Below are 17,527 nucleotides of genomic sequence, written 5' to 3' on the forward strand. Positions count from 1 at the left end.
CCTCATAAATGGAGAATGCATGCCTCAGAAGGTCTTGGATTGGCGCAATAGGCGCTCGTGGCTCCGAAATATCCGCTCGTACGCACATAGGGTGCTTACACCTGAGCTTGTAGCCGCATTGGAGCGAGACCGGCCAGAGTGCTGGTCTGACGTCATGGATTGGCTACCAAATCATGATGATGTCGTGCCTTATTTCTGTGATCAGATGTCTTCGTTTTATACCCACTTCAAAGCGTTCCATGGCTGTCGCCCAGAGTCTTTGAGCAGTTATTACGAACAAGGGATAAGAGGACAGAACGCGGAATCAATCGTTCAGAAGTTTCGTGCTCTTTTTGCTGACCTGCCCAAGACAGACATTGAGCAAGCCATCGAGAATATGAAGCGCCGGGAATCCAGCGAGAAGGGCAAAATTTGGTTGTCAGGGGATGACGGTGAGATGCTCGATCAATTTGGTCACTACCTGATTAATGGCAGTGAATACCTTTTAGCGCTAGCAGCAAATCTAGAGAGGGGCAATTACTCCGAAGACCACCGTCTCCGTTTACGAACAATTGGTATCCCTACAATTATAGAAGTCGACATCCCTGTTGATCTGATTCCGCCAGCGCAGAAACTGGCAGTCGCGAAGATGATATTGTCTAAGTGGGGACAGCTCCGGACAAGACGACCTCTAGGAATGTCCTTATCAACATGTTATGTCGTGCATTCGGACATCCCAGCAGAGTGTATCAAGGGCCATTACCACCCCCCCAGTATTCTAGATCCCCATCAACACAAGAACTACATCAACAAGGAAATTCGTTGCGACCACTGCCCTAAAAATTAGCAAAGTCGAAGGTTCACGCTCCAGAGCCGGAGCTAATTAACCATTTAATTGAGGTCAGATGAACGTACTTGAAATGCTCATCTGACCCCAGTTACCTCACTGCCCGTTAGTCGTCGGGAATTGGCTCTGGAAGCAATCGAACCGGATGACCGATAGAGTAATAGTCGATGTATTTATCACTACCCCCCGTGATACACAGCACAATCCTATTAAGCATGACCTTGAGAACCTTAGTGTGCTTGATATATTTAATTTTTTCTTCGGAAGGTATAGGGTTTCCATGTGCAGCATCATTCCGTTTACTCCATGCAGAGTTCTCCAAGTCACTTAACCTTAGACCAAGACTGCTATAAAACCGTTCAGCAATAACCTTCTGAGGCGCTGAGTTTCCGTTATTTAACTTATTCTGAAGCAAATCTTTTGCCGTCCCATCGATCTTCAAGCGGCTCAAATATCGCTCTAGCGTTTTCCTGATGCGCTTATACTCTAACTTGTCAACGACGGTGTGGCTTACGTTGTTTTGTTCATCGTCGATGTATGCCTTTTGAATCCCTTCAATTAGAGAGGCATAATATACAGGCTTCATGAAATACGCAGCAGATTCTGCGTACCATACCCGCCAAGGCAAAACATTAAGATGATACCGATCATAATTTTTGTATGCCCCTTGAACTACACGTTCAACAAGCTCGGCGCACATTAAGTTGGTAAGACCGTCCTGCTCAGTAATGGGCGCAGGCGGCATGCTAACTATGTCCCACGCTCGGCCGCTGACGGTATGCGGTGACACGGCTTTAAACTCGATTAGCTGTCCTTCAGCGCAGAAACAGGAATGACCGAAATAGACCAGTGGCAATCCGAGCGCGAGTGATAGACAGTCGCGAATTTTTCGACGCTCATCATCGTCTGGCGCTCCGGTGAAGAGGATATAGCCAGGGCTCTTTGTCTCGGTATCGTTGCCCTCGTACTTTCCTAGGATTACGTCCGAACTACCGACCCTGATACGAACAGCTGTCCGTGAATGTAGCTCACCCTTAGTCTCGCTTTGAAATTCAAGAGGTGGGCTACCTTGGTACACCCTAGTAATCGAGCTAGCTCTATTCTGAGTAAATCCTGTGGGCCAAATAAGATGTGTAGGTAGATTCGCTACGTATTCGACAATCTGCGTACAATCGCGGGTCGTATCATTCTTAAACTCGACAGAATCAATTTCATATTTTGTAGATGTGGAGTAGTTTCGACTTGCTATTAGATCAGTTTTCGCGCTTACTTGTGTGACTCCGATTAGCCTTCCACTTCCCACAGGCGAAGTTAATTCAATCTTGGTATCGTTTATGTAAACCTGTCCTAACGCAACTTCTTTGCGCGGCTGCGCAATCGACGGAGATTCAATAGTCAGAATTAATTTATGATCGTTTACGCGCCCTAGAGATACGTTTGTAATTTGAGGGGGTAACAATGGGCTGGGCTCAATCCCATAATGTTTACTCTCCAAATATTCGTTAAATGGGTCCCAGCTCCATAAACTCATGGTTGTCGATCCTCTACCTTAATTACGCATCCGAATGATGTTGAGTATGCAGCGAATTCCACGTAATGGGTAGCAGCCAGTAGCTCGACACCCACGCAATGATATTTTGAGAGCTCGGCCAAACACCTAATCATTTAACTTTAGCTAAAAGGGCTATCATTTATTATAGAACAGGCAGTCCGCTCCTGGCCCAGAGTGTGTAAAAACACTTTTCGCATGTTGGATGACTAAGCCCAGTGCTCTTGGGCGAGGCGATTTTCCGGACATTTGCCAAGATCAGTGTCGATAGCGCGTCAGAACGTGTATGGAGCTCTTCGGCACCTCCTGGAGCAGTAAAAGCTGAGGCTTTTACGCCGCCATCGCCTTCAGCAAGCCTTCTGTACCGATGATTTTCATAACCCGCTTCATGTTATAGGCGAGCACATTCAAGCTCATCTCCGCACTCACCCCGTTCAGTTTTCGAGTCAGGAAGTGTGTCGCCCCCATCCATTGCTTGAGCGTCCCGAAGGGATGCTCAACAGTCCGCTTTCGAACCTTCATCATCTCTGGTGCTCTGGTCAGCCGTCGCTGCATTTCCTCAAGCACAGCTTCATGCTCCCAACGCTTTACTCGACGATTTGTGCTTGGTGTGCACTGGCTTTTCAGCGTGCAACTCTGACACTTTGAACTCCAGTAGCAATGCATATTCATGCCTTTCTCAACGCTGGAAAATCGCCAGATCAGGGCCTCTCCCGCCGGGCACGTGTATTCGTTTCTAGTCGCGTCATACACGAAGGCATCTTTGTTGAATCGGCCATCAGCTTTGGCGCTTGAAGTCATCGGCTTCGGCACGTAGGCGGTGACGTTTGCGTCGTAACAAGCCAGGATTTCTTCGCCTTTGAAATAGCCTCGGTCGGCAACTACCGACAGCGTTTCTACGCCGATGGCTTCACGAGCCTGCTTCGCCATTGAACTGAGTTGGTCACGGTCAGAACCTCGGTTGGTGACCTCGTGAGCAACGATCAAATGGTGCTGCGTGTCGACAGCCGTCTGTACGTTGTAGCCAACGATCCCGCTGCCGCGCGTCATCATCGAACGGGCATCCGGGTCGGTCAGCGAAACCTGTTTATCTGGCGATTCGTTGAGCTGTGACTCAATCCCCTGAAGCTCTTTCATCTGTGCTTTGAGCTTGGCGATTTTATCTTCCAAGCTCACCGTATCTGGTTTAGAGGCGCTAGGTATCTGGCGATCAGCCGCATCGAGTGAGGCCAAATAACGGCTGATGCTCGCCTCGATTTCTTCCATGCGCCGCTTCAGCTTCGCACTAGTGAAGTTCCGGTCGCGGTTGTTAACCGCCTTGAATTTACTGCCGTCAATGGCAACCAGGTTTTCGCTAAACAGCCCCAACTGCTGGCAGAGCAAAACGAACTGACGGCAGACGCCGCGAATAGCTTTGCTGTTGTCTTTTCGGAAGTTGGCGATGGTCTTGAAGTCGGGCATCAAGCGACCTGTTAACCACATCAGCTCTACGTTGCGCTGGGCTTCACGCTCCAGACGACGGCTGGATTGAATGCGGTTCAGGTAGCCGTAGATATAGATCTTCAGCAGGATCGCAGGGTGATAAGCAGGCCTGCCGGTTTCGGCTGGAATCACACCATCGAAACCCAGTTTGGCTAGGTCGAGTTCATCGACGAAGACATCGACCACGCGCACTGGATTGATATCGCTGACGTAGTCGTCGAGGCTTTCGGGAAGCAAGGTGCTTTGACCTCGGTGTTCACCCTGGATAAACCGTTTCATTGATTTCCCTTGCAATGAGATTCTCAGAAATTATAGCAAGGGTCTGAGATAGCGTTTTTACACACTCTGGGCCGTTAGCCGTCCTTCACCACTTGCAGGTATCGGCCAGAAGCGGGTTCTACCCCGTTTCCACGGACGGTTATAAAACAGCTAAGAGCTTTTGATCCTGCGCAGCAACTCTACGTCGCATCCTAGGATTATGGAACCGCTCGATGTATTCAAATAGGTCTGCTCTTGCCTCGTCTTGAGTACGGTAACGTCGGTGATGTACTCGCTCTCGCTTCAGCATCCCAAAGAAGCCCTCACAGGCGGCATTATCGCCACAGTGGCCAACGGCACTCATGCTGCTGACTAACCGATTGCTGCCCAGATAACGCTGGTAATCGCCGCTGGTGAACTGCGTACCCCTGTCTGAGTGCAGTATCACCGGGGTTTCGCCCTGGCGTTGCCACACAGCCATTTGAACAGCTCTGATTACCATCTGCCGATCCTGTCTGTGATGCATGGACCAGCCCACAATCAGCTTACTGAACAGATCCAGGACCACGCATAGATACAGTTTTCCTTCCTGAGTGGAGATCTCCGTAATATCCGTGACCCACTTGGTATCAGGCTCAAGCGCTGAGAAGTCCCGCTGTAGATGGTTTTGAATACCCTGTGGCCGACTCGACGCTCGCCCCATTCGTCCCCGCTTTTTGCGAGGCCACCCCTGGATACCGTGCTTAGCCATTAGCCTTGCAACCCGATTCAGGCTCGTAGAAGTGCCTTCGGCAGCCAGGTCTTCATGCATCCGGGGCGAACCAATCATGCCACCACTATCATCATGAATCTCTCTGATTCGCGACAACAGATGCTGATTAGCCATAGCCCTGCTGGATAGAGGTCGAGATGCCCAGGCGTAATAACCGCTGGCCGAGACCTTCAGGCATCGACACATAAGGCGTATCGGGAAAAGACTGCGACAGCGTTGAATCGCCTGATACCTCAGGACGACTCCTTTGCAAAGAACACTGCCGCTTCGCGCAAAAAATCGCGCTCCTTTTTTACCCGCGCCAGTTCGCGTTTCAGATTGGCAAGCTCCTCGTCACGAGGCGTACCAGAGCCCTTGAACGCTTTGCTTGGCACATCGTCCGCTTCACGGACCCACCGCGACAACAAATTGGGGTTAATGCCAATCTCTAAGGCCACCTGACGACAGTTGGTACCAGGCTGGCGAGATAGCGCGATGGCTTCGCGCTTGAATTCAGGGCTGTATTTTCTGCGTTTGGACATGAACACTCCTTTGGCACATTGTGCCTCTTTTCAAGAGTGTCCGCAGTAACGGGGTAGAACCCAGCGGTCATCTGGTGACTATGAAACCAGGGGCGATTCAGCAATTAAGCGAAGATTCGTCGAGCGCCGCCATCAATTCCATTCGTTTCGCAATGAGCGTAAGTCTGTCCGAAACCGAAAGATATTTTCCTGGTGTGGGCAAAGCAATAGATGTCGCCTCGCACCAACGTGAATACAGACCGCTAGAATTAACAAGATCTGCAACCTGCGCCTTGCGCGCCAACGCTACCTCGAGCTGCTCAGCAATAATTGGATTCATAATGGAATAAGCAAAGTGCGAAGAGGGATGATTAACCACTGCCACAGGCACACCACCCGCTAGTGCGGTGACCCTAATACCGTTTCGTTTGCTGTAGCAAACGATCAACTCTGGCTCCAACACGCTCAAGATTTCAATGAATGGTCGCTTACCTCTCTCCCAAACTGCGTCAGAAGGTGCTTTGCGGATGCTGGGTAAGAACTCTTGGATGAAGTTATAGTAGGCCACGCTATGCCAAAACTCACTCCTATCTATTTTGGAAAAGCTCTTCCTAGAATTCAGGATAGAAGCCATTATTTTGGTGAAATGTGCATGTCGCCGAAGCTTAGCTGTGGCTTGAGGGTGTTTCTGACCTAAGGCCAGGGCCTTCAATATCTCGGGTGTAACTGTCGGGCGTTCATGCTCCTTGGCACCGTAGTGCGACTCGCAGACCACAAGGATGCGTAGACCATGAATGCCTCGCTCGTAGTGGGGGCCAACCCACGGTGCAAAACGGACCGTACTTTTGCTCATCGCCATCCTTAGTGTGCTTGTTAAGGCCAAAGCTTTTGGCCCAGACGCAATTACACCATAAATCTCCGCCGCCTCAGCATACGTCCTCAATGGTTGCTTTTGGCCGATACCTAACTATTGTGACAGGTGGCCATCAGCCAAAAGCGGACTCCCGGTAGCGGAAGAGGATATTCTCAAAGAGATCAATGCGCTGGTTCAGATCTCCGTTTGAAAGGAGGATCAACAGGTGGGAAACAATCTTTGAACTCTGCGTAAATACCAGCCATTTTTCCAGCCTCTGGTGGAACACCTGCAAGGATCAGAAGTAGGTTCCCCGCAATCCCGAGCAACCCATTCGAGTGCCGTATTTCCATCAAGATCAGCTCTAGTGGGAAACCTTTTCCGTGGCGACTTACCGCATGTATACCTCCGTGTACGAATGAACTTAGCGGCCGCCACGAGTAGTGTTTGAACTCCTTCAGCTGCGACACGGGAGCATGCGGCGCCTTATCCTCAATTTCCATTAGCATTTGGCTTAGCATCGGAATTTTGCTGGCCTTCTTGGCGCTTTTCTCAGTGAGCTCCTGAAGCATTAACTCAGCTTGCCCATCTGTTGCCACATAAAGAGTCCATAGCGCGCGAACAAGAGATTCATACTGAACCCGGAGGAGAGCCGCCGCGGATGTGCACAAGCCTGCTGCCACCAAATATTTAATGCTTTGTGCGTGCTCAAACCCAAGACTAGCAAGGGACCTGGACGCCCGGAGGCGACTGGTACCTTCGAGTAGAGGTAGTGCGAGGAAATTAGCAAGGCGGTCCTCTAGTAACGCCGAGCGTGCAAGTAGCTGATCAATGTGAATCGCCCCTAGTTTAGTAGACACCTCCAGGCCTTATAATCAAGGCACCCAGGAGGTCCAATGAGCAACTCACGTTACACCGAAGAATTCAAAATTGAAGCCGTCAAGCAGGTAGCTGACAGAGGCCATTCCGTTGCTGAGGTCGCCGCTCGATTGGGAGTGTCAGGCCACAGCCTTTATCAGTGGATCAAGCGCTACTCCAAGCCCACGGAGCAGCGGCAGCAGGACGATGAGCTTCAGGACGAGATTCGTCGACTGAAGTCCGAATTAAAGCGCGTATCGGAAGAGCGAGATATATTAAAAAAGGCCACCGCGTACTTCGCCAGAGAGTCCGATTGAGGTACGCGTTTATTCAGAGCCAAGTGGACCTGTATCCCGTGCGCCGCCTGTGCAAGATGATGACTGTGCACCCCAGTGGCTACTATGCGTGGTGTTGCAACAAGCTGTCTGATCGTGCACGAGAAGACCAGCGCCTGTTGGGCCAGATTAAACATTCATGGCTCGAAAGCGGCGGTGTATATGGTTATCGCAAAATTCATCTGGATCTTCGTGAAGCTGGCGAGGCTTGCGGTAAGCACAGGGTAGCCCGTCTCATGCGCTGTGAGGGGTTGCGCTCACAGACCGGCTATCGCCGCCGTCCAGGTCATTACAGTGGTAAGCCTGCGGTGGTCTCACCCAACCACTTAGCTCGTCAGTTCGAAGTGGCGGCGCCCAATGTTGCCTGGGTGACTGATATAACCTACATCCGTACCTACGAAGGCTGGCTGTATTTGGCCGTGGTTATCGACCTGTTCTCTCGTCAGGTGGTAGGCTGGTCGATGAAGCCGCGTATGACGTCTGACTTAGCGCTAGATGCACTGTTAGCGGCGGTCTGGAGGCGTAAGCCGCAAGGATGTGTCATGGTTCATTCGGACCAGGGCAGTCAGTTTAGTAGCGGTGACTGGCAGAGCTTCCTGAAAGCGAATCATCTGATGGGTAGCATGAGTCGCCGCGGTAACTGCCATGATAACGCCGTCGCTGAAAGCTTCTTTCAATTACTCAAACGGGAGAGGATTAAACGTCAGATCTATCCAACACGTGACGCTGCGAGGCAGGACGTGTTCAATTACATTGAGATGTTTTATAACCCAAAGCGCCGGCACGGCACGAGTGGTGACCTGTCACCTGTCGAGTTCGAAAAGCGTCATTACCAGAGTCTGGCGAGTGTCTAGAATACTGGGGGCGATTCACCAAGCAGTGACTCGGCGAAGCCGGAGCTTTCAGGTTTGCCGCTCATAACCGCGCTAAAACCAGTGTCAGCTCACCATTGCATTTCGAGACTTTTATACGCCTACGAGGCGCAAGGTGTTATGTCAGAGATCAGGGTTTTGGCTCATAGCACCGGCTATGGCCGGGCATACTTGAGTACCTGCTGTTCCGGCGAGCATCTCTTCGATCTGTTCAAGCGAGCCAATCACGGCGCGCTTGCCTGTAGCCAAGACAAAGGCTTGCGCGGCTTCCACCTTAGGTCCCATCGAGCCCGCTGCGAAATCGTGTCCGCTGAGATCTTGTGGAGTGACCTCGCCGAGCGCGCGCTGTGTGGGCTGACCCCAGTCGAGGTAGACCGCCGCCACATCGGTGGCGATGACCAGTACGTCGGCGTGCAGTTCGCGTGCGAGTAGGCTGCTGCATAAATCCTTATCGATGACCGCCTCAACACCATGCAGGTCTTTTTTCTCGCTATTCCTCGCTACCGGTATACCGCCGCCTCCGGCCGCGATCACCAGTGCCCCACGCTCTAGTAACCATTGGATTGCCTGTATCCCAAGTACACGCAGCGGCCGTGGTGAAGCCACCACGCGCCGGAACGAAGCACCGTCCGCTGCCATGCTCCAACCCTTTGCGGTAGCGACTCTCGCCGACTCCGCTTGGGTGTAAATTGGCCCGATTGGTTTGCTGGGATGGCCAAAGGCTGGGTCAAGCGCATCCACTTCCACGCGGGTGATCAGCGTTGTTATCGCCCGCGTTGCTGGGAGCAGATTGGCTAGCTCTTGCTCAAGCAGATAGCCGATCATGCCATCGGTCTGAGCACCTAATACGTCTAGGGGATAGGCGTCCACATCAATGTAAGCCGCCGCTTGCAGTGCCAATAGCCCAACCTGCGGGCCGTTTCCATGGGTCAGCACCAAGTCGTGATGTTCGGCCACGCGGGCCAGTTGGGCAGCGGCAATGCGTATATTCGCCAGCTGATTTTCCGCTGTCGGCGGCTGATCGCGGCGCAGCAGCGCATTGCCACCCAGGGCAACGACGACTTTCATACGTCAGCTCCGCGAGAGATCATCCTAGGGTCGCCACCAGCACGGCTTTGATGGTGTGCATGCGGTTTTCGGCCTGGGTGAACACCACTGAAGCATCAGACTCGAATACGTCGTCGGTCACCTCAATTTCGCTAAGGCCGTACTTCTCATGCACTTGGCGCCCAACTTCGGTTTCCAGGTTGTGAAAGGCTGGCAGGCAATGCATGAACTTGACTCTGCGTTTACCTGTCGCCTGCATCAGGGCGGTGGTGACTTGGTAGGGTAATAACTGTTCGATACGTTGCTTCCAGACTTCATCGTCCTGGCCCATGGACACCCACACATCGGTATACAGAAAATCTGCGCCGACTACCGCTTTGACCGGGTCTGTCTCCAATGTGATACGCGCGCCAGTGGTCTTTGCCAGTTCGCGCATCTCGGCCACTAGCTCAGCTGGCGGCTGCAGATCAGCGGGTGAGCAGATGCGAACATCCATGCCCATCTGCGTGCCGCCGACCAGCAGCGAGCTGCCCATGTTGAAGCTGGCATCGCCGAGGTAGCAGAAGCTCAATTCGTGCAGCGGCTTTTCGCCGAACTCTTGCATGGTCAGCAGGTCAGCGAGTATCTGAGTGGGATGCATCTCATCGGTCAGACCGTTCCACACGGGCACCTTGGCATACTGCGCCAGCTCCTCGACCACACTCTGATGGAAGCCACGATACTCGATGCCATCGTAGAAGCGCCCGAGTACGCGGGCGGTATCTTTCAGTGATTCCTTGTGACCCAGTTGCGAGCTGCCGGAATCCAGGCAAGTGACGTGGCCGCCCTGATCGTGCACGGCGACTTCAAAGGCGCAGCGCGTGCGGGTTGAAGGCTTCTCGAAGATTAGGGCAATGTTCTTGCCCTTTAATCGTGGTACTTCGTTACCCACTGCTTTTGAGCGTTTTAGTTCGGCAGACAGATCCAGCAAATAGCGGATTTCATCCGGGGTAAAGTCCTTTAGCGCCAGCAGGCTGCGGTTGTGCAGGTTAAAGCTCATAGGGTGCTCTCGCTTTTTAAAGGGATCAGATCGGGTCGCGCTCAATCGGGCATGACATGCAGTGACTGCCACCGCGACCGCGGCCCAGTTCGGAACCGGAAACGGTGATCACCTCGACGCCAGCTTTGCGCAGCAGCGTGTTGGTGTGGGTGTTCCGCGAATAGCCCATAACCACGCCTGGTGCTAGCGCCAGCAGGTTGTTGCCGTCGTCCCACTGCTCGCGCTCGGACTGCCAAGCGTCGCCGCCGGTGGCCACCGAGCGCAGTTTTTTCAGCCCGAGTGCTTCGGCCACCACTTCCAGGAAGGGTTTGCTCTCGGTACGCACGTCGAGGCTGCCTTCACGCTCGCCCGGCCGCAGGCTGTGTACGCGGATTGTGTCGGCCATCTCGGGGAAGCTAGTGACCAGATCCACATCGCAGAAAGTAAACACGGTGTCCAGGTGCATGGCGCCTCGTGACTTGGGTATCTGCGCGGCTAGCACACGGGTCGCAGCGCCCTGTGCAAACAGGGAGCGTGCCAACTGGCTGACGGCTTGCGGTGAGGTGCGTTCGCCCATGCCGATCAGTACCACGCCATTACCCAGCGGCATCACATCGCCGCCTTCCATAGTTGCGCCGCCGTGATCTTCGTCGGGATCCCCCCACCATGTGGTGGTTTTGCCGGCGAACAGTGGGTGGAAGCGATACACCGCAGCGGTCAGCAGCGTTTCCTGCCGGCGTGCGGGCCAAAACATAGAACACAGCACGACGCCATTGCCAATCCAGCAACTACTGTCGCGGCTGAATAGGGTGTTGGGCAGTGGTGGTAGTAGAAAGTCGTTCGCGGCAGCGTAGCGTGCCAGAAGGCCCTCGGGCTCGAACGGCAGTTCTGCGCGTGCTAGGCCCCCGATCAGGTGTTCTGCCAGGCGCATTGGCGGCAGATCTTCCAGCCAGGGTCGCAGCTGCTGCGCCAGTTCAACATCGACGGTACCGGCGCCCAATTTGCGGTCCAGAAGCCAGGCTCGAGCGACAGGGTCAGCTACTGTGGTAGCTAGCAAATCGTGTAGCTCCAACACCTCGACATCGTGACTCAGCATGGCGTTGGTAAAGGCGTCGTGGTCATTACGCGCCTGCTCCACCCAGATGACGTCATCAAATAGCAGTTCGCGGCAGTTGGCCGGTGTCAGGCGCTGTTGCGCCAGGCCGGGACGGCACACCAGTACGCGGCGCAGGCGGCCAACTTCAGAGTGCAAGCCTTGGGTCGTCATGGCAACAATCTCCTGTTCATATAGTCAAGAATCAAAAATAGAGAAGGGCTCACAGGCTCAGTCGCCCCATGGCCAGTAGTGTGCCGGCGACGCCAGCGAGTACCACCAAGACCGCCAGTAGCACCCATTCCGCGGTATTGAAAACCCGTTCCTGGCGCTGGCGCTTGGCCCACGCATATAGCAATACTCCCGGCGCATAGAGCATCGCGCTGAGTAGCAGATACTTGAATCCAGCGGCGTAAAGCAGCCACAAGCAGTACACCGTGGCCAGCGCAGCGACCGGCACATCGGCGCGCTGGAACGCAGCCTTAACCCCTTCACCACGCCACGCCAGCGACAGACCATAGGCGGCGCTGAACAGATAGGGCAGCAGGATCATCGCGGTCGACAGTGAGATCAGTGCTAGGTAGGAAGCCTTTGAGAACAGCGTGAAGATAAGGAACAGCTGGACCATGCCGTTGGTCAGCCACATGGCGTTGGCGGGCACACCCTTCTTGTTGGTTTGTCCGAGCCATTTCGGCATCACTCCGCCACCGGCGGGGGTGAACAGCGACTCAGCGGCGAGCAGCATCCAAGCGAGGAAGCCTCCACCGACCGATACTATTAAGCCTACGTAGATGAGTACGGCGCCCCAGGTGCCCACTGCGTCTTCCAGTACGCCTGCCATTGAGGGGTTTTTCAAGCCAGCCAGGGTGGGCTGGTTGAGCACACCGAGCGACAGCAACGACACCGCCATCAGCAGTAACAGACAGATGAGGAAGCCGATAATAGTGGCGCGGCCAACGTCCTCACGCTTGCGGGCTCGTGCTGAGTAGACACTAGCGCCTTCAATACCAATGAAGACCCAGACCGTGACCAGCATGGTGCTCTTGACCTGATCGAGCACCGAACCGAGCTCGTTGGCGCCCCAGAAATCGAGGCGGAAGGTATCAATCTGAAAGGCCATTGCCACCAGCGCGATGAACAGCAGCAATGGCACTATCTTGGCCAGCGTGACCACGGCATTAAGCACGGCTGCACCCTGGATACCACGCAGCACCAGCAGGTGGACAACCCAGAGCACGATAGACGCGCCCGCGATGGCGGCAGGCGAGTTACCGCTGCCGAAGATCGGGAAAAAATAACCGAGCGCACTGAAGGCCGCAACCAGATAGCCGACATTGCCGATCCAGGCGCTGACCCAGTAACCCCAGGCCGAGTTGAAGCCCACGTACTCGCCAGACAGAGCGCGGGCGTAAGCGTAAACGCCGTTATCGAGTTCGGGCTTGCGCAGGGAGAGCATCTGATAAACCCGCACCAGCAAAAGCATGCCGATACCGGTAATGGTCCAGCCAATCAGAATAGCGCCTGCGCCTGCGCCTGCGGCCATGTTTTGCGGCAGGCCAAAGATACCGCTGCCGATGATCGAGCCCACCACCAACGCTACCAGCAGGCTGAGGCCCAGCTTGGCAGGAGGCTTGGTGGTGGCAGCGTCGCTGGCGACGATGGTTTTGTTGGCAGCTACTGCGTCTGGCTTGTTCATGCGGTTGCGTCCGCAGGAGTCTGCAGGTGGCACAGCCCCTTGACCTTGGCCTGCAGTGTGTCCGCTATGCTCTGTGCTTCTTCTGTGGTGGTGCCCGGCAGCATATGCAAAAAGACGGTGCCGTTGGGTGGATCTTGCCCAGGCACGTTCTGCGGTTCGCAGACGATAGTGATAGGCGCTTGCTCGGGCGTATGGTCGGTTGGTGCAAGCTCCCTGACGATGTAGCGGTAAACGTCGGACTGGGGCTGGTTCATGGGGCAGATACCTGTGCAGGTTATTGCCAGCCGCAGCGCTTGTATGCGGGCTGGCAGGGACACTGCCAGTCTCTTCCCTCGGCTGTGGCCTGTCTGTTCGACAGCGCACGCATAACTGTCAGGGGGTGGGGTTTTCCTCATCGTCAGTGCTGAGTGCGTCGAAGCCGGAGATGACATCGAACAACTCCTCGTCGATGCCGGCCTGGCGCAGTTGGTGAAAGTGAGCCTGCAGCTCCTGCAGCAGCTCACCAATGTTGCGGTCGGCGCGCTGCATCGCGGCTAGGCGACTGGCATTTTCACTGGCCAGGGATTCGGCGCTGGCACGAAACAGCGAAACGAAAAGATGTTCGCTAATAAAGGCGCGCAAGGTGCGCGCGCTGGCGCCCAATACTTCGGGTAATTGGGCGTTGGGCCACGGCCGGTTGGCGAGCCCGCGTTGCCAATGCGCATCCAAGGGTAGGAGCCGCTGGCTCACCGGTGTATAGCCACCAGCGGTTGGCCGGTTATAAAAAAGGGTCAGCGCTGTGCCCTGGGTTTCGGCAAGCTCATCACCCAGAGCAGCGGCATACGGGTCCTGCACCTGCAGTAAAATATTGCCTACCAAATGGGTGATCAGCTCCACTGATCCAGGTACTGCAAAGCATCCCTCTGGCGTAATGCCGGCGTCTACCATTCGCGCATGGGTGCGCTCACCCACGGCCCAGACCCTGCATTGGGTCTGCGCTAGGGTTGTCATGGCATGTTCAACTATAACTTCGTTGAAGCGGCCAACTAGGCCCTGGTCCGAGCCAAATACCACCGCGTGCATCAAGGGCGGAGCGTCAAGCGAACCCTGCGTCTCCGGGCGTCGCTGCTCGACTGCACGCAGACATACGCCGAGCCCAAGCTCGACTGCGTGTGCATAATCGCCTAAGGCCGCTACCGACCTTTCATATTGCCCAATGGCCGAGGCCGCTGATGCCTTCATAGTTCGCACAACGGACTTGAGATCGCCGGCACTTTCTATTTGACGGCGCAGGCCAGTCAGGGTGGTGGCCATGGTGGATTACTCGGGATCGTTATCAGGCAATGGCATGGCGGCTGCGTGCTTGTCGCGATGCTCGTTCAGGCGCCCCAGCTTGCTGTCCAGCAGATGCACCATCTTGGCTGCTGCGCCTTGTACGGCCTGCCTGAGAGTGGCAGCGTGGTCGGTTACCGCGACCGGTTGTTGGCCTTCCAGGCGTGCCTCGAGCATACAGCGCTGGTCGTGTTGCCCATCTTTGTCGCCGTTCTCGTCACTGAGGTGTACTTCGACGCGGGTGACGTGATCGCTGAAGCGTTTCAGTGCTTTTTCGATTAGGGCGCTGTAGGCGGCAGCATGTGCTTCGTCGCCGTTGGTGTGACTACCGGTGTTGATCTGGATTTTCATGGGGTTTCTCTAGTTTCTGTGTCGGGGCGGCCGTTTTATCGTGCGGGTTTTCTGTTAGTGGTTGGAAGCTTTCGAGTGCCTTGCGAGCGGCATGGGTTACCTGTTGGCGATCTTCGTCGGTGAGCTTGTCGCCCGCGGTGAGTCGTGCGCCCAGGTCATCAGGTAGATCATTGGTGGTGTTTTCCACTGCCTGTTGCGCGGCACTCATGCGTTCAAGGGGCACGGGATCAAACAAACCTGCGTTGAGTGCGAGCAGGATGGCGATCTGCGCGGGGACTGAGACCGGAGAGAACTCGGCTTGGCCCAGGCAGGCGCGGATGCGTTTGCCGTGTTCTATGGATTGCCGCGTATCGTCGTCCAGCCGCGCTCCGAAGCGGGCGAAGGTCTCCAGCTCCTCGAATTGTGCGTAGGCCAGCTTGAGGTCTCCGGCCACGGAACGGTAGGCAACGCGCTGCGCTTTGCCGCCTACCCGTGATACCGACTGGCCTACCGCTATCGCCGGCAACACGCCAAGCTCAAAGAGCGACGGCGATAGCACAATTTGGCCGTCGGTGATGGAAATCAGGTTGGTTGGGATGTAAGCCGAGATATTTTGCGCCTCGGTCTCGATGATCGGCAGGGCAGTCAGAGAACCGCCGCCGCGCTCTTCATTCAGATGAGTCGCGCGTTCAAGCATGCGCGAATGAATATAAAAGATGTCGCCGGGGAAAGCCTCGCGACCGGGCGGACGGCGCAGCAGCAGTGACAGTTCGCGGTAGGCCCGCGCGTGGTGGGTAAGATCGTCATACACAATAAGTACATCGCGGCCTTGTTCCATAAAATGCTCGGCGATGCTGGTGGCGGCGTAGGGCGCGATGTAGGACAGCCCCGGAGCTTCGTTACCTTCGGCCACCATCACGACGGTGTAGGCTAACGCCTGTTTCTCCCGCAGCTTGGCGACAGTCTTGGCCACAGCTGAGGCCCGTTGGCCGATGGCGCAATAAACGCAGAGCACATCTTTGCCGCGCTGATTGAAAATGGTGTCGATGGCGATGGCGGTCTTACCAGTCTGCCGGTCGCCGAGAATCAGCTCACGCTGGCCGTGACCGATGGGAATCAGCGCGTCCAGCACTTTCAGACCCGTCTGTAGCGGTTCGGTTACTGGCGCGCGATCCATGATGGCCGCGGCGGGTCGCTCGATAGGCAGGCGTTGCTGCGTGGCGATCGGCCCCAAACCATCCAGCGGCCGCCCCAGCGGATCGATCATACGCCCCAGCAAAGCATCTCCCACGGCCACATCCATGACCCGACCGGTGCGCTCCACCTCGTCGCCGGCATGCAGATGCGCGTAGTCGCCTAGCAGTACCACGTCGATACTGTCTTCGTTGAGATTGAAGGCGATACCGGACAGCCCGCCGGGAAATAGCAGTAGCTCTTCCGAGGTGACGTATTGCAGCCCGCGCACCTGTGCGATGCCGGTAGAGACGCTGGCGATGATGCCCACCTCGCGCGGCAGCAGTTGTGGTTTGAAAACCTGAATTCGCTGCTGAAGGTCTGCGAACGCGCTGCCATAGACGTATTGGAGGACGGGGCTGTCAGCCATTGCTGCAGTCACGCCGCCTCCGTTGCATTGGGTTCGTCGGTCCCCGGTTGCGTGCTGATGGCCATCGCGCGCAGGTAATCGGCGATACTCCAGGCGAGCTTTTGCCCATTGGCGCTGAGTTCAATGCCGGCAACCAGGTCAGGTTTGGTTTCGTATCTGAGCACAACTGATTGCCCGAGCTTTTCTTTTACCGCACTTTGAATCGCCTCGCGCTGTAATTCGGGTAGCTCAAAAGCGCTGCGTAACAGGGCGGGATTGGCGTCTGAAGTGGTCTTGAGCGCGTCGCTTAGATTGGCCAAGGTTTTGTCGTCGATGATCTGCAGTCGGTGAATGAATACATCACAGGCGCGTTGCTCCAGGCCGGTGTCTGCCAGGTCACCCAGGACCTTACGGGCAATGTCGAATACCTGCTGCTGGGTTTGCCGCACTATCTCGGCATGCAGCTGCTGCGTCTCGGATGCCAGCGCTGTTGCGCGTTTGGCTTTCGCCTGCTCAGCGGCTTCGGCTGCGGCAACGCGCAGGCGCTCGGCTTCAGCTGAAGCTGCCTCGGTCGCTTGCTGCAACAACTCTGCACGTTGCTGGTCGAAAGCTTGGTTCTTTTCCTCGAACTCGCTTTGTTGCTGGTGCGCCTGCGCCTTGGTATCTGCGGCATCTGCAAGCTCGTCAGCGATCTTCTGCTCACGCGCTGCAATAGCGTTCAGCACCGGCTGGTACAGATAGCGCTTCATCAGCCATACCAGAATTATGAAGTTCAGCACCTGCGCGCCGACGGTAAACCAGTCGATAAGCATGGGCTATTGGCCCGCTGCCTGAGTGGCCGCAGCCAGTGCGGCGTTCCAGAATGGGTTGGCAAAGATGAGAATCATCGACACCACGAAGCAGTAAATCGCGGTGGACTCGATCATCGCCAAGCCCACGAACAAAGTACGTGTGATGGTCGCAGAAGCGTCGGGCTGCTGCGCCAGCGAGGTGAGCGCAACCGCGACCGCGCGGCCTTCAGCCAGGGCGGGTCCCATGGTGCCAAAACCTGTGGTCAAGCCTGCCATGATGATGGATGCGACTGCGATCCAGGTGAGAGCGTCCATAAGCGGTGCCTTTGTGGTGGTTGATTGGGAGAAGAGCGA

General features: G+C 55.5%; 17 protein-coding genes. 2 read left to right on the forward strand and 15 right to left on the reverse strand.

All coding sequences use genetic code 11. The features are described from left to right. The first annotated feature begins 154 nt into the window (after window positions 1–154). Window positions 155–826 carry a hypothetical protein gene (locus AC1XYH_RS04910; protein ID WP_483325541.1) on the forward strand — a complete coding sequence of 224 codons (672 nt, stop codon included), beginning with the start codon at window positions 155–157 and terminating at the stop codon, window positions 824–826. Window positions 827–932: 106 nt separating this feature from the next. Here AC1XYH_RS04910 and AC1XYH_RS04915 read toward each other — a convergent pair whose 3' ends face one another. From AC1XYH_RS04915 to AC1XYH_RS04935, 5 genes are all read right to left on the reverse strand, one after another. Further along, a complete protein-coding gene (locus tag AC1XYH_RS04915; protein ID WP_483325542.1) occupies window positions 933–2,357 on the reverse strand; it encodes a hypothetical protein in 1,425 nt (474 codons plus the stop codon). Between the two features lie 348 nt (window positions 2,358–2,705). After that, window positions 2,706–4,136, reverse strand: coding sequence for an IS1182 family transposase (locus AC1XYH_RS04920; protein WP_096344619.1), 1,431 nt, complete (start codon window positions 4,134–4,136; stop codon window positions 2,706–2,708). A 139-nt stretch (window positions 4,137–4,275) separates the two neighbouring features. After that, window positions 4,276–5,408, reverse strand: a protein-coding gene (locus AC1XYH_RS04925; RefSeq protein ID WP_123891117.1) for an IS3 family transposase whose coding sequence is annotated in 2 segments (ribosomal slippage) — window positions 4,276–5,168 and window positions 5,168–5,408 — 1,134 coding nt in all. Because the reading frame shifts where the segments join, the coding sequence is not laid out codon by codon here. 97 nt (window positions 5,409–5,505) lie between these two features. After that, the gene (locus tag AC1XYH_RS04930) at window positions 5,506–6,240 is read right to left on the reverse strand and encodes a hypothetical protein (RefSeq protein ID WP_483325543.1); all 735 of its coding nucleotides are present in this window, start codon (window positions 6,238–6,240) and stop codon (window positions 5,506–5,508) included. A gap of 182 nt (window positions 6,241–6,422) precedes the next feature. Further along, entirely contained in the window at window positions 6,423–7,100 is a 678-nt protein-coding gene (locus tag AC1XYH_RS04935; RefSeq protein WP_483325544.1) for a DUF6988 family protein, read from the reverse strand. Between the two features lie 36 nt (window positions 7,101–7,136). Here AC1XYH_RS04935 and AC1XYH_RS04940 point away from each other — a divergent pair. Beyond that, a protein-coding gene (locus AC1XYH_RS04940; RefSeq protein ID WP_483325545.1) for an IS3 family transposase occupies window positions 7,137–8,287 on the forward strand; the annotation gives its coding sequence in 2 pieces (ribosomal slippage) (window positions 7,137–7,380 and window positions 7,380–8,287; 1,152 coding nt in all). A 141-nt stretch (window positions 8,288–8,428) separates the two neighbouring features. Here the strand turns inward: AC1XYH_RS04940 and arcC are convergent. The 10 genes from arcC to AC1XYH_RS04990 form a co-directional block, all read right to left on the reverse strand. Continuing rightward, complete coding sequence (gene arcC, locus AC1XYH_RS04945; RefSeq protein ID WP_483325546.1) at window positions 8,429–9,373, reverse strand: carbamate kinase; 945 nt, start codon at window positions 9,371–9,373, stop codon at window positions 8,429–8,431. A 19-nt stretch (window positions 9,374–9,392) separates the two neighbouring features. Further along, complete coding sequence (gene argF / locus AC1XYH_RS04950; RefSeq protein ID WP_483325547.1) at window positions 9,393–10,391, reverse strand: ornithine carbamoyltransferase; 999 nt, start codon at window positions 10,389–10,391, stop codon at window positions 9,393–9,395. A 25-nt stretch (window positions 10,392–10,416) separates the two neighbouring features. Continuing rightward, complete coding sequence (gene arcA / locus AC1XYH_RS04955; protein WP_483325548.1) at window positions 10,417–11,637, reverse strand: arginine deiminase; 1,221 nt, start codon at window positions 11,635–11,637, stop codon at window positions 10,417–10,419. A 49-nt stretch (window positions 11,638–11,686) separates the two neighbouring features. After that, a complete protein-coding gene (gene arcD, locus AC1XYH_RS04960; protein ID WP_483325549.1) occupies window positions 11,687–13,159 on the reverse strand; it encodes an arginine-ornithine antiporter in 1,473 nt (490 codons plus the stop codon). Beyond that, window positions 13,156–13,413, reverse strand: coding sequence for a hypothetical protein (locus AC1XYH_RS04965; protein WP_483325550.1), 258 nt, complete (start codon window positions 13,411–13,413; stop codon window positions 13,156–13,158). The genes arcD and AC1XYH_RS04965 overlap by 4 nt, the downstream gene beginning before the upstream one ends. Before the next feature lie 118 nt (window positions 13,414–13,531). Beyond that, the gene (locus AC1XYH_RS04970; RefSeq protein ID WP_483325551.1) at window positions 13,532–14,452 is read right to left on the reverse strand and encodes a F0F1 ATP synthase subunit gamma; all 921 of its coding nucleotides are present in this window, start codon (window positions 14,450–14,452) and stop codon (window positions 13,532–13,534) included. 6 nt (window positions 14,453–14,458) lie between these two features. Beyond that, entirely contained in the window at window positions 14,459–14,821 is a 363-nt protein-coding gene (locus AC1XYH_RS04975; protein ID WP_483325552.1) for an HPF/RaiA family ribosome-associated protein, read from the reverse strand. Beyond that, window positions 14,796–16,415: an alternate F1F0 ATPase, F1 subunit alpha gene (locus AC1XYH_RS04980; protein ID WP_483325553.1), complete on the reverse strand. Its 1,620-nt coding sequence runs from the start codon at window positions 16,413–16,415 to the stop codon at window positions 14,796–14,798. Before AC1XYH_RS04980 ends, AC1XYH_RS04975 begins: the two co-directional genes overlap by 26 nt. Then, window positions 16,412–17,194 (reverse strand): F0F1 ATP synthase subunit B family protein, encoded by a 783-nt coding sequence (locus tag AC1XYH_RS04985; protein WP_483325554.1) that lies wholly within the window; start codon window positions 17,192–17,194, stop codon window positions 16,412–16,414. Before AC1XYH_RS04985 ends, AC1XYH_RS04980 begins: the two co-directional genes overlap by 4 nt. Before the next feature lie 3 nt (window positions 17,195–17,197). Continuing rightward, on the reverse strand, window positions 17,198–17,488 hold the full coding sequence (locus AC1XYH_RS04990; RefSeq protein WP_483325555.1) for a F0F1 ATP synthase subunit C: 291 nt from the start codon (window positions 17,486–17,488) through the stop codon (window positions 17,198–17,200). Between the last annotated feature and the right edge of the window lie 39 nt (window positions 17,489–17,527).

This window comes from Pseudomonas sp. GW-45 (assembly GCF_056896675.1).